This window comes from Sorangium sp. So ce448, from assembly GCF_051520915.1.
Classification (GTDB): domain Bacteria; phylum Myxococcota_A; class Polyangia; order Polyangiales; family Polyangiaceae; genus Sorangium; species Sorangium cellulosum_B.
Window position 1 is genome coordinate 5,444,523 of the sequence record NZ_CP150343.1, and the last position, 26,211, is coordinate 5,470,733.

Consider the following 26,211-nt stretch of genomic DNA (forward strand, 5'->3'; position numbering starts at 1 on the left):
GTCCCGCCTACGCGGCCCCCTCGAGCGCCCTGCGGACGGCGCGGAGCAGCGACTCGGCCGTGAAGGGCTTCCCCAGCACCGCGGCGCCGGGACGGACGGCGAACGGGCCGTCGAGGGCGTCGCCTGTGTAGCCGGACATGAAGAGCACCTTCATGTCCGGCCTGAGCGTCACGAGGCGCGCGGCGAGCTCGCCGCCGGACATCTCGGGCATCAGGACGTCGGTGAGCAGGAGGTCGACGCGCCCGCGCTGCGCCTCGCAGACGCGCAACGCCTCGAGCGGCCCGCGCGCCGTCAGCGTCGTGTAGCCGTTCTGCCCCAGGATCCGGCTCGCGAGCGTGACCACCGCGTCCTCGTCGTCGGTGACGAGCACCGTCCCGCCCTCGCCCGGGCGCGGCCCGGCGCGGCGCGGATGTCCCGCGCGCGCTCGCCGCGAGGACGCCGCGCGCGCGGAGAGCGGCAGGTAGATCTCGACGCGCGTGCCCTGCCCGGGCCGGGAGGCGAGCTCGATGTGGCCGTGCCACTGCTTGACGATCCCGTACACGGTGGCGAGCCCGAGGCCGGTCCCCTTCCCCCTCGGCTTCGTCGTGAAGAACGGCTCGAAGGCGCGCGTCCGCACGTCGTCGCACATCCCGCTGCCGGTGTCGCTCACGACGAGGCGCGCGTACCGGCCGGGCGGGACCGCCGGGTGCGCGTCGCGCAGGCTCCCCGCAGCGCCGACGCGGACCGCGCGCGTCTCGATCGACAGCCGGCCGCCGCCTTGCATCGCGTCGCGCGCGTTCAGCGCGAGGTTCATCACCACCTGCTCGAGCTGCCCCGCGTCCGCCAGCACCCGGCAGGCCGACGGACCGAGCGCGATCGCGAGATCGATGCTGCCGCCGACGGCGGCCCGGAGCGCGCCGTCCATGCCGCGCACGACGTCCCGCAGATCCAGCACGACCGGCTGCGCGAGCCCCCGCCGGCTCACCGTGAGCAGCTGCCGCGTCAGCGACGCGGCGCGCTGCGCGGCGCGCTTGATCTCGGCGAGATCCTTCTGCACCGGGCTCTGCTCGTCGAGCTCCTCGATCACCAGGCTCGTGTAGTTCAGGATGATCGCGAGCAGGTTGTTGTAGTCGTGGGCGATGCCGCCCGCGAGCCGCCCCACCGCTTCCATCTTCTGCGCCTGGCCGAGCCCTTCCGAGAGCTCGCGCCGGCGATCGTCGGTGCAGCGGGCGGAGGAGAGATCGACGATCGCCCCGACCACGAGCCGCTCGCCGCGCGCTTCCGCGATGGTCTCGGTCCTCATCACCCGGACCGCCGATCCATCGCGGCGGGTGAGGAAGCCCTCGACCGCGCCGGCCGGCGGCGTCGCGCCCGCTGCGCCCCCGCCGAGGTGGAGATCGCCCGCCGCGAGCGCCTCCTCCCGCGAGCCATAGCCCATCAGCCGGGCGAGCCCCTCGTTGCAGTCGACGAGGTGGCCGTCGGGCGCGGCGACGTAGAGCCCCGCCGGCGAGCAAGCCGCGAGCAGCGGGCTGTGCGCCACCGGATCCCTCGACGATCGTCCGCTGCTCATCGACGCATGGCCGTGGAGAAACGTTCCGCCGGAGCGACATCTCCGACAACCAGAACTGAAGCGCGGACTCTCCGTCTTTGCAACGTCGTTCACACCGGCCGCACCGCGAACGTCACTGCAGGGCGGCGCGGCGAGCCGCGCAGCGTGGACGGTGTCTCGTTCTCCCCTTCTCTCTTCTCCCCTTCTCCCCTTCGCTATCCCCCTTCTCTATCCCCCTTCTCTATTGCATCGAACTGGCCTAGACCGCGCCGGGGCTCGAGCGAGCCCGCTGGAGCGCTCCATGTTCTTCCTCGACAGCTCGAACCCGGCCGAGATCAAGGAGCTCTTCTCCTGGGGCGTGCTCGCCGGCGTGACCACGAATCCGCTCATCCTCGCGCGCGACGCGGGTTGCGTCGATCTCGAGCGGCGCATCCGCGAGGTGCTCGCGGCGTCGGCGGGGCCCGTGTCGGTCGAGCTGACGAGCGAGGACGAGGCGGCGATGCTCGACGAGGCCCGCGACTATCACGCGTGGGCGCCCGAGCGGATCTGCATCAAGGTGCCGTTCAGCGACGTCGGCCTCAAGGTGACGCACGCCCTCGCGAAGCGCGGCGTGCGCACCAACGTCACGTGCGTGATGAGCTTCAACCAGGCGTACCTCGCGGCGCTCGCCGGCGGCGCGTACGTCTCGATCTTCAGCGGGCGCATCCGCGACATGGGCTACGCCGCGACCCCGGTCATCGAGCGCACGCGCGCGAGGCTCGAGCGCGAGCGGCTGGGCGCCGAGATCATCGTCGGCTCGATCCGCCACCTCATGGACGTGAACGAGGCGCTCGACGCCGGCGCGCACATCGTGACCGTGCCTCCCGCGATCTTGCGGAAGATGCTCCACAACCCGAAGACCGAGGAGACGATCCGCGAATTCAACGCCGCCTGGGAGAAGCGTGCTAAGTAGCCGCGCGTGAACGCCGAACCCGGCCACGCGCGAGGAGACGGGGAAGACGGGGGAGGCCGCGAAGACCGCGGGCCGCGCCCTCTCGGTAACGGGGACACCCCGGGTCGGCGCTCGCCGCCCCGCGCCGCGCCGGAGGCCTTCGCCGGGCGCAAGTACGCGGTCGAAGAGGTGAACCGGGCCCTCGTCTCCGTCGCCGGCCGGCCGCGGACGGTGCTCGACGTCGGCTGCGGGATCGGGCTCAACGGCGCCGCCGTCAAGCGCACGGGCGCGCGCGTGACCGGGATCGACATCGCGCCCGGCTCGCTCGCGCGCGCCGGCGCGACGCTCGACGAGGTCCTCGCCGCCGACATCACGAGCGACGCCGCCGTGCGCGAGGCGCTCGGCGACCGGCGCTTCGACCTGCTCCTGTTCGCCGACGTCCTCGAGCACACCGCCGACCCGCTCGCCGTGCTCTGCCGCTTCCTGCCCCACCTCGAGGAGGACGGCCACGTCATCGTCTCGCTCCCCAACGTCGCGGCCTGGCCGGTGCGCCTCGGCCTGCTCGCCGGCCGGTTCGACTACGAGCCGAGCGGCATCCTGGACGACACGCACCTCCGCTTCTTCACCCGCGCGTCGGCGGTCCAGCTCATCGAGCGCGCCGGCCTCGAGGTGCTCCGCGTCGAGCAGAACCCGATGCTCGTCCGGGCCGCCAAGGGGCTCATCCTCCGCGGCCTCGGCGCAGGAGACGACCCCGGCGATCTCGCCAGCTCGCTCCCCTACAAGGCGTATCACGCGCTCGTCCGCCCGCTGGAGGACGTGGTCGCCGACCGCGCGCCCGGCCTCCTCGCGTTCCAGCACGTGATCGTCGCCAGGAAGCCGCCGCGCCCGCGCCGGATGCGGCTCACCGTCGGCATGCTGACCATGGATGAAGAGGAGAGCGTCGGCGCCATGATCAGCGAGATCAGGAAGGCGGCGCCCGACGCGGAGATCCTCTGCGTCGACAGCTCCACGCGGGACAGGACCGCCGAGATCGCGGCCGGCCTCGGGGCGCGCGTGCTCCGGCAGGTGCCGCCCCGCGGCCACGGGCCGGCCATGGAGCTCCTCATGTACAGCGCCGCCGCCCGGAGCGATCTGCTCATCTACCTCGATTGTGACTTCACCTATCCGGCCGAGAACATCCCCGTGCTCAGGCGCCTCATCGAGGAGGAGGGCGCCGACGTGGTGAACTGCGCGCGCACCCGCACGAGGCCGGCGGCCATGCCGGTCCCGAACTACATGGCCAACCGCGCCTTTGCCGCCATGACACACGCGATGCATGGCATCCCGACAACCGACGTCCACAGCGGAATGCGCGCCTACCGCTGCTCGGTGATTCGCGCGTTCGATTTCGACGGTGAGGGTGACGCGTTGCCCATCGATACGCTGCTCTTCCCTGCGAAGTGCGGCTATCGCGTGGTGGAGATGCCCATCGAGTACAACGAGCGCGTCGGCACCTCGAAGCTGCGCAAGCTGGCTGGCACGGTGTGGACCATGATTCGCCTGCTGCGCGCGCTCCCCGTCGGCGCCCGGCTCGGCGACCGCTACGAGCGCCGCTAGGCGTCACGCCGCGCGGCGACGCGGACGAAGCGCGCCGGGCTCATCGGCGTGTGACGTGAATGTGGCTGTAGCGACGCGGCGCGGCGTCACCTCGGCCGCGTGGTCATCGCATTTCCGCCGCCTATACTCCGCACCTTGCAACACCAGAGGAGGCAAGAGATGCGGATTTTGAAGTGTTTTTGCGTACTAGGTGTGTCCGCGCTGATGGGCTCGGCGGCGGGAGCGGGGTGCGGGGGCGACGACGCCGGCGAGACGAGCTCGAGTTCGAGCTCGAGCTCAGCGGGAGGGACCGGCGGCGGGGCTCCAGGCGACTGTTCGCCGACGAACCCGGTCTGCACGGCTGTCGCTTCCGAGTGCATTGCCGTCCACGACAATCAGGGCGCGACGAAGTTCGGTCTGCGGATGGCGCAGCTGACGATCACGAAGCCCGACGTGCTCGCGGTCGGCTATATCGCCCGCCTCGTCGCCGAGGGCCTGACGATGAACCTGCCCGTGTGCAATTTGAATGGCACCGGGACCTTTTCCTGGTTGCTCGAGTTCGACACGGCGACCGGCAAGCTGCGCACCGGCGGCGCGATGCCCACGAGCGACCCGCTCGCGGGCTACTGCTTCGCCAACATGTCTGCAGGCGAGTTCGAGATCGCGCCGAAGGAGCTCGACGCCCCCCTGACCGACGGCGCGTGGAGCGGCGCGTCCGACATCCTGAACGTCCCGATCTTCCTGGACACGGGCGCGGGAGACGCGGCCGCCGAGCCGATCGTCCTGCCCATGCACCAGGTGCAGCTCACCGACGCGAAGGTGTCGGCGGACAGCAACTGCATCGGACGGTACAACCGCGCGGGGCTCAACCCGACGGAGGCCTGCCTCCCCGGCCCGGACGGCGATCCCGCTGCGTTCATCAACGGCGGCAAGCTCACCGCGTTCATCACGCTGGAGGAGGTCGATCGGGTGATCATCCCCGGGATCGAGCAGAGCCTCTGTGTCGTGCTCTCGGGCGATATCGGAGAGTACGGCACCGGTGAGACGCCCAATACGTGCAAGCGCGACGAGAGCGGCGAGATCGTGCTGAAGGGCGACTGGTGCAGCGCGACGAACTCGGCCGCGACGGACGAGTGCGCCGATGCCTATGCGCTCGGCGGCGAGTATTCCGCGAGCGCCGTCAAGATTACCGGTCTCTGTCCCCAGTAGCGCTTGCGGGCGGCTCTCCGGGGAGCGTACGATCTGTCGTGGCGTCCTGAAGCCCGCGCCCAGCGGGCGCGGCGCTGCGGGTCGTGCTCCCTCGGAGGGTTCCTTATGCCCCGCGTCATCAAGCATTTCTCCGCCATCCTTGTTCTCCTCGTCATCGCCGGATGTGCCGCTTCGGGAGGCGGGTGCGCCGGCTGTGGAATGACCCCCCTCCCCGCCGGCTTCAAGCCCGCGGACCGCATCGAGAACGCCGGCGCGGCGCGGCTCACGCAGTCGGGCGTCGAGTTCCTCGAGCAGAACCTGGGTGTCCTGGGGCGCGCGCTCCTCGGGGGTGGGGAGGGCGGAATCATCACCTTCCCGATCCCCCGGTCGTCCGGGTCCGCGCTGGTCGACTACACGGTCTGTCCTGGTGGAGCCGACCCGAACGCGAGCCCGCCGAGGTGCGCAGCGGAGATCGACGTGGGGAGCGCGGCGCTTCATCTCGAGCCGCGGACCCCGCACAACCTGCGAATCCGGGGGTCTCTGCCGGTGCGCCTGCAGAACCTCCCGATCCTGATCGACTTCCTCGTCACGGACAGCACGGTCATCGCCACCCTCAACGGCAACGACGCGTGCCCGCCCGACGACCAGACCTTCACGAACATCAACCTCGACGTCGAGCTCTCGGTCGAGATCGACGTGAATCCGCAGCACTCGCGGCAGGGCTACTCCCGCGTCAAGATCGTCCGGCTCGGCATCGACGAGGATCAGCTCGAGTCGGGGCTGCAGCTCGACTGCGGCGACTCCGTCGCCGGCGACATCCTCGATTTCTTGAGCCCAATCGTCCTCCCCCTCCTGACCGGCTCGCTCGCTGACACGCTGAAGGCCCAGCTCGACCAGCAGCTCTGTCTGAAGGCGGAGCCGACGCAGGACCCGGCCTGCCCCGACGGCACGAACGACATCGGCGGCGTCTGCCGCTACGGCACGCACGCGAACGACGAGTGCGCCTCGATCCTGCTCGGCGTCGAGGGCCACATCGATCTCGGCCGGCTGCTCGCAAGCGTCTCCCCGGGCACGCAGGGCGGGTTCGACCTCCTGCTCGCCGGCGGCGGCACGAGCGAGCGGGACGACGGCTCCGATCTCGCGTGGGGCGACCTCAACCCGGTCGGCAACGGGCTCACCCTTGGCCTCTACGGCGGCGCCGAGCCGGTGCCGACATCGAAATGTGTGCCGCTGTCGAACATGGCGCTCCCGGTGGGCATCCCGATTCCCGATGAGCTCGTCGCCAACACCGTCTCCGACTGGCCAGCCGACCTTCCCGGCCCCCACGTCGGTCTCGCGATCTCCGAGCGCTTCGCGAATTATGCCATGAACGGTCTCTACAACAGCGGCCTGCTCTGTCTCGGGATCTCCACGGAGACTGTGCCTCTCCTCAACTCTGGCACGCTGGGGCTGCTGGCCCCCTCCGCAAAGGATCTCGCGCTGCAGCGCGAGTCGCAGCAGGTCGCGGTCGTCATCCGTCCGCAGACGCCCCCTCGGCTCACCTTTGGCAATGGCACGAACGGAAGCGACGACCCGCTGATCCGCATCCAGCTGGACCGGGCGAGCTTCGATTTCTACGTCTGGTCGCTCGACAGGTTCATCCGGTTCATGACGGCGACGTTCGACGTGGATGTGCCCATGAACCTCTCGGTCACGCCCGAGGGGCTCACGCCGGTGATCGAGGCGCTCAGGGTCGAGAACGGCGAGGTGACGAACAACGGACTGCTCCGGGAGAACCCCAAGTCCATCGCGAACGCGCTGGGCGGCCTCCTCGGCGGCCAGCTCGGGCAGCTGATCGGCGGCGGCATCCCGGCGATCGATCTCGACGGGCCGCTCTCCGCGCTCGGGCTCTCGCTGGTGATCCCGGAGTCGGCCGAGGGCGCGGGCTCCCCCGGCCTGCGGAAGCTCACGAAGGGGCAGGACAGCTACCTCGGCATCTTCGCGGCCTTCGGAACGACGGCGCAGCAGCGCTCGGCGACGAGCGACACGCAGGCCGAGCTGAGCCGCAAGGAGGTGCGCGCCGAGGGGCTCCGCCTGCCCACGATGACCCGCGACAACGGCCCGACAGCGCGGCTCGTCATGAGCTCGCCGCTCGACGACGGCACGCGGGCCGTCGAGTACTCGTACCGCATCGACAGCGGCGTGTGGCGCCCGTTCACGCGCGAGCGCATCGTCGAGCTGCGCGACGACTGGCTGCGGCTCCCGGGGCGTCACGTGATCTCGGTGCGATCGCGGATCGCGGGCGCTCCCCTGTCGCTCGATCCCACGCCGGCGACCGTCGAGATGGTGGTCGACGTCGATCCGCCGGTCATCTCCGTCGGCGCCGCGGTGGACGGCCGGGCGCCGCTCGAGGTGCGCGATCGGGTCTCGGACGCCGCACGCGCGAAGGTGCGCGTGCGGCTCGACGACGGCGCGTGGTCCCCGTGGTCGACGGCGGCGGAGATGACGTCGGTGGACGTCGGTGACGCCGTCGACATCGAGGTCGAGGCCGTGGACGAGGAGGGGAACCTCGGCACGGCGCGGCAGGCGATCCTCCGTGGCCGGGTCCCCGTCGACCCGTCGGCGGGCTGCAGCTGCGTCGTGGCTGGCGGCGCCGGCGAGACGCCGTCGGGCGTCCGCTGGCTCGGCCTCGCCGTCGCGGCGGCGGCCTTGCGGCTTGCGCGGCGCGGCGACCGGGGCTCGTCGCCTCGGCGCCCCGCGCGGCGCGGCGCGCGGGGCGTGAGGGGCGCGCTGGCCGGGGTCGCCGTCATGGCGCTCCTCGGCTCGCACGCCGGATGCTCGTGCAGCGAAGAGCCGGAGCAGGTGGAGCCGGGGTGCGTCGCGCCCGACTGCATGACGCTGGAGCACGGGCTCATCGGCGCGTACACCTCGGTCGCGGTCGCCGCCGACAAGCGCACGGTCTGGGTCGCCGGCTACGCGGAGGCCGACTGGCGCAACGCGTTCGCGTGGGGTGACCTCGTGGTCGGCACATGGGACGGCGAGGCGGTCGCGTGGGAGGCGGTCGACGGGGTGCCCGCGGAGCCCCCGGTCGACCCGGCCCGGTTCGACGTGAGCGGGTTCCGCGGGGGCCAGACCGAGCCCGGCGACGACGTCGGCCTCTGGACGTCGATCGCGGTGGGGCCGGACGGCGAGCCGGCGGTGGCCTACTACGACCGCACGAACCGCGCGCTCAAGTTCGCGCAGCGACAGGGCGACACGTGGGCGGTGAGCTTCGTGCAGCAGGCGCCGAGCAGCGACATCGGCCGTTACGCGAAGCTGCTCTTCGTGAAGGGGTCGCCGGTCATCGCTTACCTCGCGATGGAGCCGGGCGAGGGCGGCGCGGTCACGTCGAGCGTCCGGATCGCGACCGGCGAGAGCGCCACGCCCGGGGAGGGCGCGTGGCGGTTCGAGGACGCGGCGAAGGACGAGGCGACGCCGTGCCGCGCGTTCCTCTGCGGCGCCGGGGCGAAGTGCCTCCGGAGCACGGGGCGCTGCGCGACGCCGCTCGCGGCCGGCGACTGCGAGCCGGGGTGCGCCTCCGGGCAGGCGTGCATCGACGACGGCGGCTCGCCGGCGTGCGCCGCGACCTCCGAAGGCAACCGGCTCGAGACGTACCCCGAGGCGATCGGCGACTACATCGCGATGGCGCCCGACAATGCGGGCGGGTTCGGGCTGGCGTTCTACGATCGCATCCACGGCGACGTGGTGATCGCGTCGAGGTCGATGGGCGCGTGGGAGACCCGCATCGTGGACGGCGCGGCGCCGGACGGGACGGACACGGGCGACGTGGGCATGGGGACGTCGCTGTTCATCGATCGCGCCGGCGACTGGCACCTCGCCTACGCGGACGGCCGCTCGGAGGGGCTGCGGTACGCGCGGGTGAAGGGGGGCACGGAGGTCGAGCCCTCCGAGGTGGCGGACGACGGGCTCGGGATCGAGGGCGTCCCCTTCCAGGACGGGCAGCACCTCATCGGCGACGACGCGAACGTGTTCGTGACGGCGGCCGGGGAGGTGCGCATCAGCTACCAGGACGCGACGAGCGGGACCCTGCGGCTCGCGATCGGGACGAAGAGCGGCGACGGCCACAGCTGGCTCATCCAGGAGATCGCGCAGGAGGGGTTCGCGGGCGCCTTCTCGCGCATCGTGGAGGTGGACGGGCGGCTGCTCATCGCGAACTGGTGGCGCGTCGGCGGACAGACCACGAAGGGAGACGTGGCGCTCGTCACCCCCTGAAGCGCGCGCCGGAGCGCGAGCGCCTGGGCCGTGGGACGACGGGATCACCGCGTGTGGCGTCCCCCTGGAGCACTCGGCCGACGGATCGCCGTCGAGCAGGCGATCCGCCGACTGGGTATGCTCCTGGGTCGGCGCGGCCAGGGCGCGGGTGCGTCTTCTGCGAGGATCCGCAGGCAGAGCGAAGCGTCACAGGAAAGGCTTGGGACGATGAGAGCGACGGAACGAACGAGCAGCAACGCGGTGAGCAACGCATCCCCTGCGCCGTCCGGTGGAGCGCAGGACCAGGCTGGCACGCCCGTGCGGCGGCGGCGGATCGGCATCCCGTTCTCGCTGTGGCTGTTCCCCGCCGCGTCGGCCGTCGTGGGGCTGCACCTCGCCGGGTGCTGGCCGCTGTCCTACGCCGAGGATTGCAAGGAAGACTCGAGGTACTGCCCCCCCGAAACGACGGGCGGCGGCGAAGGCCCTGGCCCCACGTGCGAGCCGGACCCGACCCAGGATGCGAGCACGGTGGTGGACCGGTGCGCGGTGTTCGCGAGCGCGGGCGCGGCGTCCGGAGGAGATGGGACGAAGGCCAGCCCGTACGCGTCGCTCTCGGAGGCGCTCGCGAACGCGAACGGCAAGCGGGTGCTGGCGTGCTCGAGCGGAGTATTCGAGGAGAGCGTCACGGTCAGGGCGGCCGTCGAGGTGATCGGCGGCTTCGACTGCGGCGCGGGCTGGACGTGGAGCCCGGCGGCGCGGAGCGCCATCAACGGGCCCGCGAACAAGGTGGCGCTCACGCTGACGGAGGACGCTGGCGGGACACGGGTGCGGAGCTTCACGATCAGCGCGGCCAGCGCGACGGCTCCGGGCGGGTCGTCGATCGGCGTGGCGGTCGCGGACATCGACGCGCAGCTCGAGCAGGTCGACGTGATCGCAGGGAACGGGGTGAACGGCGCGAGCGGCGAGACGCCGGGGATCGTGCAGGATGGCGCGGACGCGCTGGAGGACGTCTCGAGCGCGTGCCTCGTGGCGGTCTACAGCGGCCAGCCCGGCGTGACGACATGCGCGGATGGCGAGACGAGCGGCGGCGCCGGCGGCCTGGGTGGACAGCCCGCTGTGGATGAAGGGCGCGGGCAGACCGGCAGCGACGGCACGCCTGGTGCGGCCTCCCCGCCCGCATCCGGCACCGGCGGCATCGGACACGGGCAGGCCGTCGAGACCGGAGAGACGGTGGAGTGCAGGGACGGCGCGAGCGGCGCGAGGGGCGCCTCTGGCGGCGCCGGCACAGCGGGCAACGGCACCACGCTGACGCTGGCCAGCATCACCGGAGGGGACGGCGGCACAGGCGTCGGCGGGACGCGCGGTCAAGGCGGAGGTGGAGGAGGCGGCGCGAAAGCAGGACGATTCTGCATGTCTGGCGGGGGTAGCTACATCGACGGCGCGGGCGCCAGCGGCGGCGGCGGCGGGGCCGGCGGCTGCGGTGGAACGGGAGGCGGCGGTGGCAAGGCCGGCGGGTCGAGCATCGGGATCCTCAGCCTGGGGACCAAGCTGGCGCTGGCCGATGTGACCATCACCGTCGGCAAGGCGGGCCATGGAGGTGAGGGCGGAGGTGGAAGCCCCGGCGGCGAGGGCGGCATGGGGGGCAAGGGGGGGAGTCGCGTCTCCGGCGCCGGCTCGCTCGCGGGTTGCATGGGTGGCAAGGGCGGCGCGGGCGGCGATGGCGGCCCTGGCGGCGGCGGCCGAGGCGGCCACGCGGTGGGCATCGCCTACCAGGTCACGCCGAGCCCCGCGGCCACCGAGGTGCCGTTCATGGGGGGCACGGCTGGGAACGGCGGTTCCGCAGGTCTCGGTGGCTCCCCCGGAAGCGACGGCGCGGCCGGGGTGAGCGGCGCCTGCTGGGATTTCGCGACGAACCAGGGCTGCCCGCAGCCGTGATCGGCGCCGCTGCGCCGTCAGGCGCTCAGCTACACCGCGCGGATCTCCGCCGTCGCCGGGCCGCTCACGCGCGCGCGCTCCGCGGCCACGAGATCGAGGAGCTCTTGGCGGGTCGCCTGCCCGCTGTCGAGCAGCGCGCGCATCGCGCCGTCGACGCAGCCCTTCACCCGCGCCAGGCGGGGAGCGCTCTCCCCGCCCTCCCGCGCGGTCAGCATGTCGTGCAGCATCCGCCTGAGCCCCGCCATCGCTTCGGTCTTCGAGCGCATCGCCATCACCTCGCCCGATCGGCCTAGCGGAGGCGGCGCGATCCGGCCAAGTTTCAGGCGCGCGGCAGCTTGCCCAGCGCGAGGTCCGCAGCGTCGCGCTCGATCCCCCCGAGCGCGACCCCCGGGCCCTTCCGTGGGACGAGCACCACGCGGCAGCGGCCGCGCGTCGCCGTCTCCAGGTGCGACAGCCCGAAGTCGAGCGCCGCGCCGAAGGCGAAGACGAGCGCGCCCATGCCAAGCAGCTCCGGGGAGCCCGCGCGCGCGCCGTCGACGAGCAGCGACACGCCCAGGTACGTCCCCAGCCCCAGCGCGACGAGCCCCGCGTAGAGGGCGAGCCGCGGGTAGCGCACCTCGCGCGTCGCCCGGAGGAGCGCCTCGACCGGGATGTACGTCTCCCGCTCCTTCAGCGTCCGGCCGAACAGCTCGGTCCGGCTCCGGACGGTCACGCCCTTCGGGCCGACCTCCAGCGCGGCGGGTCGGCGGTACCGCAGAAGGAACCGCCCGGCGAGCCGGAGGACGTGCATCACGAGCAGGATCCCCGTCGCCGCCAGCAGCACGAGCGCCACCGGCCCGCGCGGCGGCGGAGACAGCTCGCCCGAGAGCCGCGCCGTCGCCCCGCCGTCGCGCTCCGGCGCCCACCCGTCTCCGGTCGCCCCGGCGCCCTCCTGCGCGGCCCCGCTGGCGCTCGGCGCGCGGCTCGGCCGCCTCCCGGGCGAGAGCGCGTCGCGCAGCAGCGAGCGCACGATCGGATCGCGCACGTCGTCCACAAGCGCCGCGGCCTCGGCGCGCGCGTCGGGCGAGGCGCTCCCCCGCAGCGCCGCCGCGGCGATGATCGCGCCCGCCCGGCCGAGCTGCGGCAGCGCGCCCTGGTCAGCGCGCCGGACCAGCGCGGCGATCGACCGCCAGAGGCCCGCGGCCCGCTCGCCCAGCGCGGCGTCCAGCGCGGTCAGCGCGTCGACGGAGGTGTACGTCGCCAGCCAGACGAGCGCCTCGGCCACGCGGGCCTCCGCCTCCGGCCCGTCGGGCGGCGAGAGCGCGACCCCGCGCGCGAGCAGCGTGGCCAGGAGCACACGGGTCGCGCTCCCCGCGCCCTCGCTCGTACCGCGCTCGAGCGCCCGGACCACGTTGCCGAACCGGGTCTCGGCGTCGGCGACCGACAGGCCCGCCCGGTCGACGAGCTCCGCGAGGCCGCCCTCCAGGGTCGTCCGCCGCTCGTCCGCGGCGGCAAAGGCCGCGGTGTGGACGACCCGCGCGAGGTCGTCGCCGCGGGGGTGTCCGGCAAGCTCATCGAGCACGGCGTACGGAGAGTGTTCGGGCGTCATCGGCGCGGGCTGGTCGGATTAACTGAACGCCGCCGCTTTGGCTAGTGTTCCGAGCGGCCCGGGCCGCGCTCCGCCCCGGCGCGGCCCCCTTGGCCCCGGCGCGGCCGCCTTCGCCCCGGCGCAGCCGTTCTCGCCGCGCGCTACGGCTTCCGCGCGCCGCCCTGCTCCAGGAGCGCCTTCTCCACGAAGCCCATGATCAGCTTGAGCTGCCGGTTCGTGACGTGGAGCTTCGACCAGATGACCTTCCCGTCGGTGTTGAAGGCGATCTCATCCACCACATCGATCCTCGTGATCCCCAGGTCGATCGTCCGGATCGCATTCAAGGTCTTCGTGAGCTCCTGCGCGTGAACCAGCGCATCTTCCGCAGATTCATCGCCCGCCGTGAGGGCGAGGTCCGCGCCCCCGTCCTTGGTCGGCGTGACGGTGAGGCGCATCCAGGCGAGGCTGCGCGGGACCGCCTGGACCCCGCGGAACGCGTTCGCGGGCGTGAGCATCGAGATGACGATGCCCGCCGCCGAAGATTTGTTGAATCCTTTCATGGACTTCAACTTGGACAGCTGATCTTCTTCAGCAGCGGGAAGGACCACGAGCAGCCGCCGGTCCGGGACCATCGCGAAGATGCGCTTGCTGCGGTCGGCGGTGGCCCGGGCGGCGGGGACGGGGGCGTCTTCGATCCACGCGCCGTTCGACCGCTGCACGATGACGTCGACGGCCGCGCGCATGGTCTCCTCGGGCGCCCTGTAGTCCATGACGGCGACGACCTTGCTGGAGTCGCGGAGCTGCGGGCCGGCGATGAGGAGGTGGTCGATGTCCCGGATCGGGTCGACGGCGGTGTCGCTGAAGAAGGACTGCCACTGGGGGATGGTCGTCAGGATCCGGCCGAACCACGCGCCGAGCTCGTGGTTGCGGAGCCGGTCGCCGGCGATGAGCACCTGGACGTTCGGGTCCTTCGACGCGAGCTTGCCCGGCGCGCCCGCGGCGCTCAGCGGGGTTCGCAGGTTCGGGTGGTCACCGTCGTTCTCCGTGCCCCCATCGCCAGACGCGTCCGGTCCTGCGTCGCCCGGCGGCTTCCGGCGCGGCCGCTCGGGCGCGCCCGCGTCCGGCGCCTCCGGCGAGGCGCTCGCCGACGCGGCGGGCGGCGTCGCGGGCGACGGCGTCGCCGGCGCCGCGGCGCCCGCCCCGGAAGGCGCCCCCTCGCCGCTCGCGGACGGCGCCGCCGCGACGGCGCTGGGGTCGTCCGCGAGGAGATCGAGATCGATCGGCACGATCGTGTCGCCGGCGTCGTAGTCGGCCAGCTCGCCCCGGAGCGCGAGCATCGCGTCGAGCCACGCGAACAGCGGGGTCGGGAGCAGGGGCAGGTGCAGGAGCGCCGCGACGACGGCCGCGGTGACGAGCGCCCGCCTGGATGCGGCGCGAACGAGCGGAACGACCGCGGTGCCACGGCCCACGCGCCGGGCCTCCGTCGTGTTGTTCAAGCCACGCCCCGGGGTCCGTTCCGCCACGGCGGTACCCTAGCAGCAGCCGTCCGAACGGCATCCATGCGCCGGAGCGCGCCCGCGCCGCGCGTCACGGCTTCGTGGCACGTCGTTCGCTCAAGCGAGGGTCATGCGATGCCGCCTGCCCCGGCGTCCGCCGTCGTCAGCTCGAGGGGCGCGCGCTCCGCAGAGAAGTGGATCGACACGTGAGTGACCAGGTACTAAGACCGCCGAGCCGACCCGACCCTACGGGTCGATCATCAGACCGCGAGGATCGGGAAGGCCGGTCCTCGCCCAACGCTGTGGATGCGATGAACCGCTCTCAGGCGCCCGGCCCCCGCGGGCAGAAGGACCCCGCACGATCGCACGGCAGCGGCAATGTCCGCACCGACGACCTGCGGAACCCGCAACCGGCGCCGGGCGCCGGACGCGGCGGCGCGCGCACCTCGCTCGTGTCCAGCGTGCTCGGGTTCGTCGCCGCGGCGGCCTTCGCCGGCACCGCGGCGTGGGCGAGCGGCTGCCAGGGCGAGGCCCCTCCCGGCCCCTCCACCGAAGGCGACTCGCCGCCCGAGCGGACGTCGCCCCTCCCCCGCCCCGCGCCCGCGTCGTCGGCGCGCGCCGCCGCGTCCGCCGAGGCGCCCAAGGAGGCCCCGACCGCCGCGCCCTCCGAGGCCCCGGAGCCGCCCGCGCCCGACAAGCCGTACACGGGGCCGCTGCTCGGCTCGATCGTGCCGCAGGCGGCGGTCTATCCGACGATGGAGTTCTCCAAGCAGCGGCTCGGCTACATCCGGCTCGGCGGCAAGGTGCCGGTCGATCCGAAGCCGATCAAGGGCGGGAGCTGCGCCAAGGGCTGGTACCGCCTCCTCGACGGCGGCTACGTCTGCGGGAGGTCGGCCACGACGGACCTGTCGAACCCGCAGGTCCGCCTCGGCATCACGCCGCCGAACCTCGACGAGGTCCTCCCGTACAAGTACGCCTTCAACACGACGCACGGCACGCCGCTCTACCGCTCCGTCCCCTCGAAGGACGAGATGATGCGCTACGAGCCCTACCTCGATTCCGCGAAGCGCAAGCGGAAGGAAGAGGAGAAGCAGCGCGCCGAGGCGCTCTACGAGGAGACCGAGAAGGAGGTCGCCGCGGCGGCCGCCGCTCGCGCCGAGGCCGCCGCGAACCCCGCGTCGGTGGCCGCGGTCGCCGCGGATCCGGCCGCAGTCGAGGACAAGGCGGCGGCCGTCGCCGAGGCCGCGTCGCTCGGCATCGCGCCGGCGCCCGTCGAGGAGGAGCCCGAGAAGCCCTGGTGGGAGAACGTCGACGAGAAGGGCAGGCCGCGCAGCGTCACGCTCGCCGATCTCGACAAGGACGCCGACTCGACGGTCGCGAAGCGGATGGTCAAGGGCTTCTTCGTCGCGGTCGACAAGACCTTCGGCTGGAACGGCCGCAGCTGGTACAAGACGACAGCGGGCCTCGTCGCGCCGAGCGACCGCATGTACATCATCAAGCCGCCGGCCTCGCAGGGCATCGACTTCCCCGAGGGCGCGAAGTCGGTCGGCTTCATCCTCGCGAAGTCGGCGAGCAAGTACCAGTTCGACGCCGAGAAGAAGTCCGTCTCCGTGGCCGGCTCGCTCGAGCGCTTCGCGGCGTTCGGCCTCACGGGCGAGAGCCACACCCACAAGTCGACCGTGTACCGGAAGACGACCGAGGGCTGGTGGATGAAGGGCGCCGACGGGACGTACACCGATCTCGGCGCCCCGCCGCCTGATCTCGCGCCGGGCGAGAAGTGGATCGACGTCAACCTGTCGCGCAAGACGCTTGTCGCGATCGAGGGCGACAAGCCCGTCTTCGCGGCGCTCATCTCGCCGGGGAGGCGCTCGAAGGACAAGAAGAAGGACCACCCCACGCACACGGGGGTGTTCCGCATCCGCGAGAAGCACATCGCGACGACGATGGACGGCGACGGCACGGTCGCGGGTGATCTGCCGTACAGCATCGAGGACGTGCCGTTCGTCGCGTATTACGACGGCTCGTACGCCCTCCATGGCGCCTTCTGGCACGGAAACTTCGGCAGGGAGATGAGCCACGGCTGCGTGAACCTCTCGCCGCTCGACGCGAAGAAGGTCTTCTTCTGGAGTGAGCCCAGGCTCCCGCGCGGCTGGCACGGGGTCTGGGCCACGCCGGAGAACCGCGGCACGCTCGTGTCCATCCACGAGTGAGCGGGCCGCGCGGCCGCGCGGCCGAGGACGCAGCAACACCGTGCGCTCCCCATCGAGCGAGCCGCGCGGGAGCGGCCGGACCAGGCTCGCCGCGGCGCGTGGTACGAGCGCGCGGAGCCGCGCCTCGCCTCGCCTGGACCCACCGAGCGGGCCTGCCCGCCTGCCACCCTGCGTCCGCCGGTTGCTGGAAATCCGGGCGGGCCGTGCTCGGAACAGCTTGAACGGTCGCTTTGACAGGGCTCCCTCTTGACTCGGGGCTCCCCTTCGCACACTTGTGGAGCCGCCATGGACCAGTTCTCGGCGCACCTCGACCGCGGGTGGGATCTCGTCCAGCGCGGGGACACGCGCGGAGCAGAGGCGTCGGCCCGGCGGGCGCTCGAGCTAGATCCGAACTCGCCGGAGGCTCACAACCTGCTCGGCTTCGTCGCGGCCCTCGAGGGCGAGGGCGAGGAGGCCATCGAGGCGTACCGCCAGGCGATCGCCCTCGATGACACCTACCTGGAGGCGATGCTCAACGCCGCCGAGGTCTACATCCACCCGCTCGGCGATTTCGACCAGGCGATCGAGATGTGCGACCAGGCGCTGGATCTGGCCGAGGTCGACGAGGAGATCATCGACGCGCTCCTCCTGAAGTTCGACGCGCTCCTCGGCAAGGGCGATCTCGACGAGGCGGCGCAGGTCGCGGCGAGGATCCCCGAGGGCCCCTACGACAACCCGAACCACACCTTCCTCGTGGGCCGCGCGTTCTACGAGATCGGCCAGGCCGACAAGGCTGCCGCCCTCATCGAGGAGGCGGCGCTCAAGGACCCGAGGCACGCCGAGGCCCACTACTACCTCGGCCTCATCCGCGACGAGCGGGGCGATGTCCGCGGCGCGACGCAGGCCTTCCTGCGCTCCCGCGAGCTCGACGTCGAGCTCGGCATGCCCCCCTGGGCGCCGAGCCGCGAGGGCTTCGTGACGCTGGCCCAGAAGACGGTCGCCGCGCTCAACCCCGTGCTCCGGCGCTACGTCGAGGGCGCGGAGCTCTACATCTCCGACGTGCCCGGGATGGAGCTCGTGGCCGAGGGCGTCGATCCCCGCGCGCTGGTCCTGCTGGACGGCCTCAACGCCGACGAGCGCGAGCGGGGCCTCCGCGGCAGCGCCGAGGTCCACCCGTGCGCGCGGGTCTTCGTCTACGCCCTCAACGTCGCCCGCCTCGCGGGCAGCATCGAGGCGCTGGAGCGCGAGATCAACCTGGCGCTCGAGCGCGAGATCACCGCGACGTTCCTCGAAGCCGAGCAGAACGAGCGGACCGAGAAAGAGCTCAACTGATCGAGCGGGGCGCTCCTCGCCACGATCGCCGCGCCGCGTGGGCGCGCGGGGCGCCGCTCACTTCCACTTGACGGCGATGATCTCGGTGCTGATGCCGGGTGACGAACGGATGATGACGGAGCTCATCAGCCGATGCACGGCGCCGAGCCCGACGCCGAGCCCCTGACCGGGCATCCTCGGCGTCAGGCGCGCAGAGCTCGACGAGGACGGGCCGCGATCGCTCTTCGGCCCGACGTCCTCGAGCAGCGCCAGCTTCGGGTCCAGGCCTGGGCCGGAGTCGCGCACGATCACCTCGACGCCCCACCGACCGCCGCCCGTCTGCGTGTCATCGCGGATCGCCCGGATGCTGATGCTCCCGCCGCCGCCGTGGCGCACCGCGTTCGACACGAGCTCGGCGATCGCGATCGCGAGCTCGTGCTGGGCGCGCTCCGAGAGCCCCGCCCAGCGCGCGATGTGCGCGCCCTCGGCCGCGCAGGCGAAGCGATCCTCCTCGCGCGTGACGGGGATGCTGAACGCGGGCGGGGACCGCTGCGTCACGCCGCGCCCCTGTCGCGGACCACGGCGACGACGCACGTGGCGTCGTCGAACGACTTCTTGTGGGCGTCGACGATCCGGCGCGCCATCTCCTCGGGATCGAAGTCGCGGAACGCGCTGAGATCGAAGCCGCTGGAGATCCCGTCGGAGTGGAGCAGGACGACATCGCCAGGCGATATGGGGAAGCGAAAGCTGCGGAGCCGCCGCACGCGCCGCCCGAGGATCCCCGCCGAGCAGAAGCTCGGCATGGCCGTGCGCGTGATCGCCTTCATCGCGATGTTGCCGACGCCCGAGAACTCGAGCTCGCCCACGCTCTCGTCGATGCGCAGGAGCGCAGCCGCGGCCCCGCGCGTCGACGCGATGTGCTCCCCTGCCCCGGTCAAGAGATCCTCGAGCGGCATCGACGCGTGGTCCTCCACGTAGCGGCAGAACGCGGAAGCCGCTTGCGCGGCGTGGGGACCATGACCGAGCCCGTCGGCGAGGCCGATCAGCACCCACGGGGAATGTCGGACCACCACCACCTCGTCGCCGGCGATCTCCTCGCCGGCGGCGACGCAGCACGCGGTCCCGATGGCGACCGTCATCCGAGGTACTTCCTGACCGTCACGGTCGTCCCCGCGCCCGGCGCCGTCTTGACGTCGAACGCATCCATGAGCGCCTTCGTGCCGCGGAGGCCCGCGCCCATACCGTGACGCGAGCGGTACTTGCCGCTCAGGATCTCCGGCAGGTTCGTGATCCCAGGCCCGTTGTCCTGCGCGACGATCTCGATCGCGCGCATCGGCGAGGTGAGCGAGCGGACGACGACCTGCCCGCTGCCCGCGTACCTGACGATGTTGCGCCCGAGCTCGGAGATCGCCGTGACGATCTTCGTCTGCAGGACGTCGCTGACGAGGTGCTCGATGCAGAGCTCGCGGCCGGCTGACCGCGCGCGCAGCACGTCCTCCTCGTTGCGCACATCGATGGTGATCTCGCGCGGCGCGGGGGCAGCGTGGTCGAGCTCACCGAGCTCGGAGATGCACCGATCGAGCTGCACCTGGTCGCGGACGAACAGCTTCACCCCGCGCTTGACCTCGACGAGGAGGCGCCGGAGATCACCCTCGCGCGCGACCATCGGATCGACCTTCGCCTGCCGGATCCCGCAGTCGATGACGCTCTTCCTCACCGCAGGCGAGAGGAACTGCGCCAGCACCGTCTCGATCTGATCGGTGATCGAGCGGCCGACGATCTGCGGAGACGACGGCACGGGGCCGCGCGCCGACTGCGGCGTACCCGGCAAGCGCGTCGACACCGGTCCGCTGGACCGGCTCGACGGCGGCCCCGTGGCGCCGCCGCTGGAGGGCGGTCCGTCACGAGGAGGGATCTTCATGCGACACCTCGTTCGTGAGCTCCGGCGGCATCATGTCGTCGTCCGCGGACGGCGCGAGCATCTCGACGGCGCGCTCCAGGTTGAGCGCCGTCACCACGCCAGGGATCTCGAGATCCATCTCCACGAGCGCGATCGCGACCGCAGGGCGCAAGCCGCACACCGCCGTCCGGACGCCCATCAGCCGGGCCGTGAGCGCGATGTCACGGATGGCGCGGGTGAGATAGCTATCGAGAATCTCGACACCGGAGAGGTCGACGATGAGGCCGCGGGGCGATCGCGCTTCGATCGACCCGGTCACGTCGTCGCGCAGCTGCTCCACCTGGCCGTCGGTGAGCCCGCCCTGCACCGAGACGATTAAGTTCCCGAAGAGGCCCACGATGGGGACCCTACCCGCTTGCATCAAGTGGACGTCTCCTTCCTCGCGCTGAGCTGCAGCTGTGTCGTGGTCATTGCACCGCTGCCCGACGGATCGAAGGCGGCCCGAGGGCCGCCAGGTGTGAACGGCTGTCCTGTCTGCTTCTCGTTGTCTTTGGCCGCGCCGCGGCGGGTCCCCATGAGGGACGCGGGCGTCGGCTTCTGGCCGGCGAGCGCCATGCTCTCGCGCAGCGCATGCTTGAGGTTGCGCGCGGCGCGCACGGTGCCGAGGTTGATGCCGAGCTCCACCATCGTCTGCGCGACGGCGGGCCTGACCCCGGTGATCCGACACCGCGCGCCGAGCAGCTCGACCGCCTTCATCAGCTTCATGAAATGGTCGGCCGTCCGCGTGTCGATCACCTCGACGCCCGTCACATCGATGATGACGTAGCGCGACTGGCGGCGGACGATCTCGTCGAGCAGCCGCTCCATGATCTGGGCGCTCCTGCGCGAGTCGACGACGCCGATGATCGGCAGCGCGAGGACGTCGTCCCACAGCTCGAGGATGGGCGTCGAGATCTCGTCGATCGCGTAACGGAGCCGCTCGACGAGCTCGCTCTTGGCGCTCTCGCTCTCCACGAGGTCGCGGTTCTTCGCCTCGAGATCCTCGATGAGGCGCTTCTTCTCGGTCGCGTCGCGGAACACGGCGACGGCGCCGGAGATCGCCCCGTCCTTGCCCCGCATCGGGCTGGCGCTGACCGTCAGGAACAGGCCGGACACCGGGCCGGTCTCGATGCGCGGCTCGGAGAACACTGGCGGCACGCGGACCGACCGCGGCTCGACATCGTCCCCCTGCGGCCCCGCGGTGGGCGCGAGCGTCGGCATCGCGCCGCCCGCCATGCCGTTGGACCGGCGGGCGACCCGCCCATCCTGGTCGGCGGACTTCCTCGCGAAGAGCTCGACCTGATCGACCGTCTCGCCGCGCAGCGCGCGCGACAGCGGGTGCTCGGACATCGGCCAGGGGGTCGCGCGATCGGGGAAGAACAGCGTGGCGTCGCCGGGCCCCACGTCGTCCCCCGAGGCGAGGTCGAGCGGCGCGCGGCCGAGCATGTGCTCCGCGGCCGGGTTGCGCATCAGGAGCTCGCCCCTGTCGTCAACGACGGCGACGCCGTCCGCCATGCTGTCGAGCACGAGCTTGAAGATGCCAGCCTGTCGCCGCAGCTCCTCGTCCGCTCGGGCCAGCTGCTCGCCGCGATCGCGCGCGTCGCGCGTCGCCCGGTCGAGCTGCGCGGCCTGCTCCTTCGCCGCGCGCTCGTGCCCCTCGATCTGCTGCTCGAGCGTCGCGACGCGCTCCGTGAGCCTCGCAATCTCTTGCCGCAGAGCTTCTTCGCTCATCGCGAACTCCCCGTCGTAAGCCCGCGCGCGCCGTGCGTGGCGCCAGGCAGCGCGTCCCTCCGGTGCGCGGCGCGGCGAATCCCCTTGCAGGATCGCTCCAGATGCGCGCGCCGGGAGGATGAGCCGCGCGGGCGAAACGAGACGGCCGCGGAGAGCGCGTGGCTCTTCGCCGTCCTGTCCGTCCTTTGCACGCTCGTGACGCTCATTTCTTCTCCTCGCAGGCTGCCCTGTCCCAAGCGGGGACCGTGTCCAGCACCAGTCGAGAAACACAGCTTATCGCCAACCGGGCAACCCACCGTCAAGCTTCGCGTCAGCCATGCGTGTCGCTTGTGGCGACGGCATCCACCGTCGCCCAGCCGAGGTAGCCCGTGCCCGCACAACCGCGCCCGTGCCCCGCGTCACGATCGAACACGCCAGCAGCAGCTTATGCCGCGCCGCAGCGCAGCCGAGCTCGGTCGGCGCGCACCTCCTGCCTCCGCTCCTCGGATGTGCGGATGGAGAGGGTCCAAGCTCACGTGAGGTTCCCCCCATGCGACGCGCGCCGGTCACCAGCGCGGATTGCGTGAACACCGCCGCGCGGGTCGCTCAGCCTCAATCGCCGAGGCTCTGACGCTCGCGAGCGCGCCGTCGCTTGGCCTTGCGCTTCGAGTCGGCCGGGCGCTGAGGGTCTGGGCCGCTCTCGCCCGTGGTCGGGGCGCCCGCGTCGAGCCAGCGCCACAGCGCCATCTGGTCCGCGGTCGCCCCGTGACGGATGGCGCGCTTCAAGATCTTCTTGGCGAGCACCAGCTTGCCGCATCGGGCGAGCGCGTGCGCGTAGCTCGCGGCGATGTCGGCCTCGCCTGTCTGCGCCTCGGTGGCCTGCGCCAGGAGCGGCAAGGCGTCGTGCGGGCGGTTCAGCGCGACGTCGTAGAGGTGCCCCAGGTTGTGCGCGTACCAGGGGTTCTCGGGCGCGATGGCCAGCGCGCGCTCATAGGCGCGCGCGGCGTAGCGGTAGTTGCCGAGCAGCGACTGCGCCAGGCCCAGCACCGCCCAGGCGCCGTCGTCCTCCTCGTGGAACTGCAGCACGCGGCGCGCAAAGAGCGCGGCGCGCCACGGATCGTGCTCCACGCCCATCTCCGCGAGGTGGCGGTGCGCGTAGAGCCACGGCTCGCTCCCGGGCGCCGTCGCGCGGGCCAGGCGCGCGAGCAGCGGGAGCACCCTGTCCGCATCGAGCTTGTCAGCAAGCGCTCGATCGATATCCCGTCGAAGCCGGTCGATGTCCTCCGCTCCACTGCGCCCCATCCCTTCCGTGATACGACCAGTGGGCGGGCTTGGCTAGCGCGTTGCGCGCCGAGCGGCGACGCCTGGACGACGTCGCACGCAAGCCCCCACCGACGTACCATCGACCTGCGCCGCCGGGCGGTGTCTTGCGCCGCGCGGAACCGCTTGAAACGCCCGCGTGGAGCCCGCTCCGCCGCCATGTGGCAGCGGACAGGCGCTCTTGCGTCGAGCCGCGCGACCCGCGCTCAGGCGTCCTCCGCCACCTCTTCGGCGCTTGACGTGCGCTCCCGAGCCTGCTCCGCGCGCGCCTCCTTGCCCGCGATCATCGCGCCGTTCAGCGTCGCCACGACCCGCGTGAGCTCGGCCTTCGGGACGCTGACGAACGCGTTGCGCTCGCGCACCCGGATGCGCCGGATGTCTCCCTTGGCCATCCCGCCCCGCTCGATGAGCGCGCGCTGGAAATCCGCCGCGCGCGCGCCGTCGCGGCGCCCGAGGTTGATGAAGACCTCGACGAACTCTCCTTCCGCCTCGTCGCGAGAGGGCTCGGCGCGCGGCGCTTCGCCGGCCTCGCCGCTCTCGATCTCGGCCGCGGCCTCGCCGGTGGCCAACGGCAGGGCGCCGCTCGCACGCTCGCGCTCGCCGCCGCGCGACACAGGCGTGCCGGGCGCCGGAGACGGAGGCTCGCCGAGGATCGGCTCGTCGTCGCCCTCCTCCTCGGGCGGCTGCCACATGGTGAAGTCGGCGTGGCGCGAGAACGGCTGTCCCGACGCGCCGCCCTGAGGCCTGCCCGGCGCGGCGCCGGGGGCGCCAGCGCCGCGGCGCGCCGACAGCAGCGTCGCGGCGGGCCGATCGCGCAGGCGCTCCGCCGGGCCGCGGCCCGACCCGCCCTCGCCTCGCGGCGGCTCGATCCGCATCAGCGGCTCCGGCCGCGTGAGCGGCTCCACCGAGACGGGGCCGTCGTCGCGCGCCCGCGCCCCCTCGGGCCGGCGCGGCTCTTCCCCCCCGGGCGCGTCCGCGCCGCGAGGGCCTCGCCGCCCCTCGTCCCGGCGGAGGCGCAGCGATCGCCGATCGCGCTCCCGTCCGCGGTCCCGATCGCCCTCGCGCGCCAGCTCGCGTTCGCGCTCGCGCTCGCTGCGCTCCGTCTCGGGCGATCGCGGCTCGGCCGAGTCGGCCGCGCGGGGGCTCGCGTCCCGCGCCGCCCGTCCGCGCGCCGCGGGTTCGGGCTTCGTCGACGGATCCGTGCCGCGCCCCTCGCTCTCGCGCGCCGCCGCGCGCTGCGGCTGCTGGGCGCGCCGCGCGGCGCTCGCCTCCTCCTGCGCCGTCGGCCGCGCGCCGAGGTGATCGCGCAGGAGGCCCGCCACGATCGCCTCGGCCTGGTCGTGCGTGAGCAGCCGGCGCGCGAGCGAGAGATCGTCGCGGTGCGTGCCCTTCGACAGGAACGCCTCGGCGAGCATCGCGACGAGATCGGCCTCGGCGCGCGTCTTGAGCTCCCCCTCCGTGGGGAGCTGCTTCTCGAGCGGGCGGATCTTGTACGTCAGCCGGAGGATGTAGAGCGGCCCGACGTCCTGCGGCGTGATCAGCGCGATCGCCGTGCCGGTGCGGCCCGCGCGGCCGGTGCGGCCGGTGCGGTGCACGTACGCCTCGGCGTCCTGCGGGAAATCGTAGTTGATGACGTGCGTGAGGTGCGAGATGTCGATGCCGCGCGCGGCCACGTCGGTGGCGACGAGGAAGCGCAGGCGCCCCTCGCGCGTCGCGCTCATCACCTTCTCGCGATCGGACTGCGGCAGATCGCCGTTCAGCCAGTCGGCGTCGTAGCCCTGGCGCTTCAGCGCCCCGGCGACCGCCTCGGTCTCGTCCTTCGTGTTGCAGAAGACGACCGCGTTCTCGGGGTTCTCCACCTCGATGATGCGGATGAGGGAGGTCAGCTTGTCACCCGTGATCAGGTAGACGTAGTGCTGGATCTGGAGCGCGCCGACGGCGTCGCCCGAGAGGGTGATGAACTCGGGCGAGCGCAGCTTGCTGCGCGCGATGCGCTCGATGTCGGGCGGGAGCGTCGCCGAGAACAGCAGCGTCTGCCGCTCCGGCGGCAGCTCGGCGAGGATCGCGGTGAGCTCGCGCTCGAAGCCCATCGAGAGCATCTCGTCGCACTCGTCGAGCACGAGCAGCCGGATGTGCTTGGCGACGATGGTCCCGCGGCGCAGGTGGTCGAGCACGCGGCCCGGCGTGCCGACGATGACCTGCGCGCCCGCGGCGAGCGCGTCGATCTGCCGCTGCATCGGCGCGCCGCCGTAGACGGCGACCACCTTGATGCCCTTGCGCTTGCCGAGGCGCTCGACCTCGGCCGAGACCTGGAGCGCGAGCTCCCGCGTCGGGCACAGCGCGAGCACCTGCGCCTGCGCGAGCGAGCGCTTCACGGCATGATCGACGATCGGGAGCCCGAAGGCCGCCGTCTTGCCGGTGCCGGTACGCGCCTGCACGACCGCGTCGCGGCCGCGCGTCACCGGCTCCCATACGGCGAGCTGCACCGGCGTCGGGTGGACGTAGCCAATCTCCGCGAGGGTCTCGCGCAGCTCGGACGACAGGGGGAGCACATCGAAGGTAGGCGGCGGCTGGGGCTTGTCGCCGGTCTGCGCTTCACCCGCCACTGCGGCAGGGGGAGAAGGAACGGTCATGTCGGTCATATCGTCCTGCGTGATCGCCGCGTCGGGGTATTATCTCGGGGACGCGGGCCCAAGCTGGCCATCGACGATCGCCCGGACCCGCCGCCGCAGCGGAGCCAGATCGCCTGCCTCGCGCCGCGCTGCGTGCTCCTCCGCATAGCGGAGCCGCTCGATGGCGTCGAGAGCGCGCTCGTTGTCCTCCGAGCCCCGGCACGAGGCGGCCACTCCGTCCCGGTAGGTCCACGCCGGAGCGAGCGTGCTCCTGAACCGGGCGAGGGCGGCGTCCTCCCCGTCGGTCCCGGGGGCGGCCTCCCTGGCGCGCTCGACGGCCCGGACGAGCGCCAGGAGGCCCTCCTCGCAGCTCGCGTAGGGCGACGGCGCGGCCGGCAGAAAGAAGACCTGCCGGATCAGCTGGAGGGTGCACGAGGCGATGATGAGCGCGGCGAAGCTGTAGTACGCGACCAGGGCGATGCGCCGGCCACGGGCGCGAGGCCCACCAGGGCGGCGCCTCGCTCCAGGAGGGCGCGCTCCCGCCCCGGTCCCCGGCACGGTCGGGGCGGGAGCGATGGGCGCGGGAGCTTGAGCGGGCATGGGAGCTGCGATTCCTAGGGCGGGCAGGGGTGCGCGGCCGCCGACGGTCGGGCTCCGCTTCCACGGTCCCTTCCGTGCGG

Annotated in this window: 19 protein-coding genes; 7 read left to right on the forward strand and 12 right to left on the reverse strand. The window is 72.5% G+C overall.

Annotated elements, in window-relative coordinates:
* Window positions 1-7: 7 nt before the first annotated feature.
* Window positions 8-1,549: an ATP-binding protein gene (locus tag WMF45_RS20450; protein ID WP_437718559.1), complete on the reverse strand. Its 1,542-nt coding sequence runs from the start codon at window positions 1,547-1,549 to the stop codon at window positions 8-10.
* 280 nt (window positions 1,550-1,829) lie between these two features.
* Between WMF45_RS20450 and WMF45_RS20455 the strand changes: the two genes are divergently transcribed.
* The 5 genes from WMF45_RS20455 (at window position 1,830) to WMF45_RS20475 (ending at window position 11,387) form a co-directional block, all read left to right on the forward strand.
* Window positions 1,830-2,480 (forward strand): transaldolase family protein, encoded by a 651-nt coding sequence (locus tag WMF45_RS20455; protein ID WP_437718560.1) that lies wholly within the window; start codon window positions 1,830-1,832, stop codon window positions 2,478-2,480.
* Window positions 2,481-2,486: 6 nt separating this feature from the next.
* Window positions 2,487-4,055: a methyltransferase domain-containing protein gene (locus WMF45_RS20460; protein ID WP_437718561.1), complete on the forward strand. Its 1,569-nt coding sequence runs from the start codon at window positions 2,487-2,489 to the stop codon at window positions 4,053-4,055.
* A 402-nt stretch (window positions 4,056-4,457) separates the two neighbouring features.
* Window positions 4,458-5,243 (forward strand): hypothetical protein, encoded by a 786-nt coding sequence (locus WMF45_RS20465; RefSeq protein ID WP_437718562.1) that lies wholly within the window; start codon window positions 4,458-4,460, stop codon window positions 5,241-5,243.
* A 105-nt stretch (window positions 5,244-5,348) separates the two neighbouring features.
* Window positions 5,349-9,473 carry a hypothetical protein gene (locus WMF45_RS20470; RefSeq protein ID WP_437718563.1) on the forward strand — a complete coding sequence of 1,375 codons (4,125 nt, stop codon included), beginning with the start codon at window positions 5,349-5,351 and terminating at the stop codon, window positions 9,471-9,473.
* A gap of 240 nt (window positions 9,474-9,713) precedes the next feature.
* Window positions 9,714-11,387: a hypothetical protein gene (locus tag WMF45_RS20475; protein WP_437718564.1), complete on the forward strand. Its 1,674-nt coding sequence runs from the start codon at window positions 9,714-9,716 to the stop codon at window positions 11,385-11,387.
* Between the two features lie 29 nt (window positions 11,388-11,416).
* On the opposite strand, the gene WMF45_RS20480 is transcribed toward WMF45_RS20475, so the two are convergent.
* The 3 genes from WMF45_RS20480 to WMF45_RS20490 all read right to left on the reverse strand — a co-directional run bounded on the left by WMF45_RS20480 (window position 11,417) and on the right by WMF45_RS20490 (window position 14,477).
* Window positions 11,417-11,653 carry a hypothetical protein gene (locus tag WMF45_RS20480; protein ID WP_437718565.1) on the reverse strand — a complete coding sequence of 79 codons (237 nt, stop codon included), beginning with the start codon at window positions 11,651-11,653 and terminating at the stop codon, window positions 11,417-11,419.
* Window positions 11,654-11,706: 53 nt separating this feature from the next.
* Window positions 11,707-12,975 carry a hypothetical protein gene (locus WMF45_RS20485; RefSeq protein WP_437718566.1) on the reverse strand — a complete coding sequence of 423 codons (1,269 nt, stop codon included), beginning with the start codon at window positions 12,973-12,975 and terminating at the stop codon, window positions 11,707-11,709.
* Between the two features lie 140 nt (window positions 12,976-13,115).
* Window positions 13,116-14,477 carry a hypothetical protein gene (locus tag WMF45_RS20490; RefSeq protein ID WP_437718567.1) on the reverse strand — a complete coding sequence of 454 codons (1,362 nt, stop codon included), beginning with the start codon at window positions 14,475-14,477 and terminating at the stop codon, window positions 13,116-13,118.
* A 284-nt stretch (window positions 14,478-14,761) separates the two neighbouring features.
* On the opposite strand from WMF45_RS20490, the gene WMF45_RS20495 reads away from it, so the two are divergent.
* Window positions 14,762-16,660, forward strand: coding sequence for a L,D-transpeptidase (locus WMF45_RS20495; protein WP_437718568.1), 1,899 nt, complete (start codon window positions 14,762-14,764; stop codon window positions 16,658-16,660).
* A gap of 285 nt (window positions 16,661-16,945) precedes the next feature.
* On the forward strand, window positions 16,946-17,971 hold the full coding sequence (locus WMF45_RS20500) for a tetratricopeptide repeat protein (RefSeq protein WP_012236238.1): 1,026 nt from the start codon (window positions 16,946-16,948) through the stop codon (window positions 17,969-17,971).
* Between the two features lie 57 nt (window positions 17,972-18,028).
* Here WMF45_RS20500 and WMF45_RS20505 read toward each other — a convergent pair whose 3' ends face one another.
* From WMF45_RS20505 to WMF45_RS20540, 8 genes are all read right to left on the reverse strand, one after another.
* On the reverse strand, window positions 18,029-18,508 hold the full coding sequence (locus tag WMF45_RS20505; RefSeq protein ID WP_437300662.1) for an ATP-binding protein: 480 nt from the start codon (window positions 18,506-18,508) through the stop codon (window positions 18,029-18,031).
* A complete protein-coding gene (locus WMF45_RS20510; RefSeq protein ID WP_437718569.1) occupies window positions 18,505-19,089 on the reverse strand; it encodes a SpoIIE family protein phosphatase in 585 nt (194 codons plus the stop codon). Before WMF45_RS20510 ends, WMF45_RS20505 begins: the two co-directional genes overlap by 4 nt.
* The gene (locus WMF45_RS20515) at window positions 19,086-19,871 is read right to left on the reverse strand and encodes an anti-sigma regulatory factor (protein ID WP_437718570.1); all 786 of its coding nucleotides are present in this window, start codon (window positions 19,869-19,871) and stop codon (window positions 19,086-19,088) included. Before WMF45_RS20515 ends, WMF45_RS20510 begins: the two co-directional genes overlap by 4 nt.
* A complete protein-coding gene (locus tag WMF45_RS20520) occupies window positions 19,852-20,247 on the reverse strand; it encodes an STAS domain-containing protein (RefSeq protein ID WP_436618553.1) in 396 nt (131 codons plus the stop codon). Before WMF45_RS20520 ends, WMF45_RS20515 begins: the two co-directional genes overlap by 20 nt.
* A 23-nt stretch (window positions 20,248-20,270) precedes the next feature.
* Window positions 20,271-21,620 (reverse strand): STAS domain-containing protein, encoded by a 1,350-nt coding sequence (locus tag WMF45_RS20525; RefSeq protein ID WP_437718571.1) that lies wholly within the window; start codon window positions 21,618-21,620, stop codon window positions 20,271-20,273.
* 591 nt (window positions 21,621-22,211) lie between these two features.
* The gene (locus WMF45_RS20530; protein WP_012236244.1) at window positions 22,212-22,901 is read right to left on the reverse strand and encodes a tetratricopeptide repeat protein; all 690 of its coding nucleotides are present in this window, start codon (window positions 22,899-22,901) and stop codon (window positions 22,212-22,214) included.
* A 224-nt stretch (window positions 22,902-23,125) separates the two neighbouring features.
* Window positions 23,126-25,552 carry a DEAD/DEAH box helicase gene (locus tag WMF45_RS20535; RefSeq protein ID WP_437718572.1) on the reverse strand — a complete coding sequence of 809 codons (2,427 nt, stop codon included), beginning with the start codon at window positions 25,550-25,552 and terminating at the stop codon, window positions 23,126-23,128.
* A gap of 39 nt (window positions 25,553-25,591) precedes the next feature.
* On the reverse strand, window positions 25,592-26,131 hold the full coding sequence (locus tag WMF45_RS20540; protein WP_437718573.1) for a hypothetical protein: 540 nt from the start codon (window positions 26,129-26,131) through the stop codon (window positions 25,592-25,594).
* Window positions 26,132-26,211: the final 80 nt, after the last annotated feature.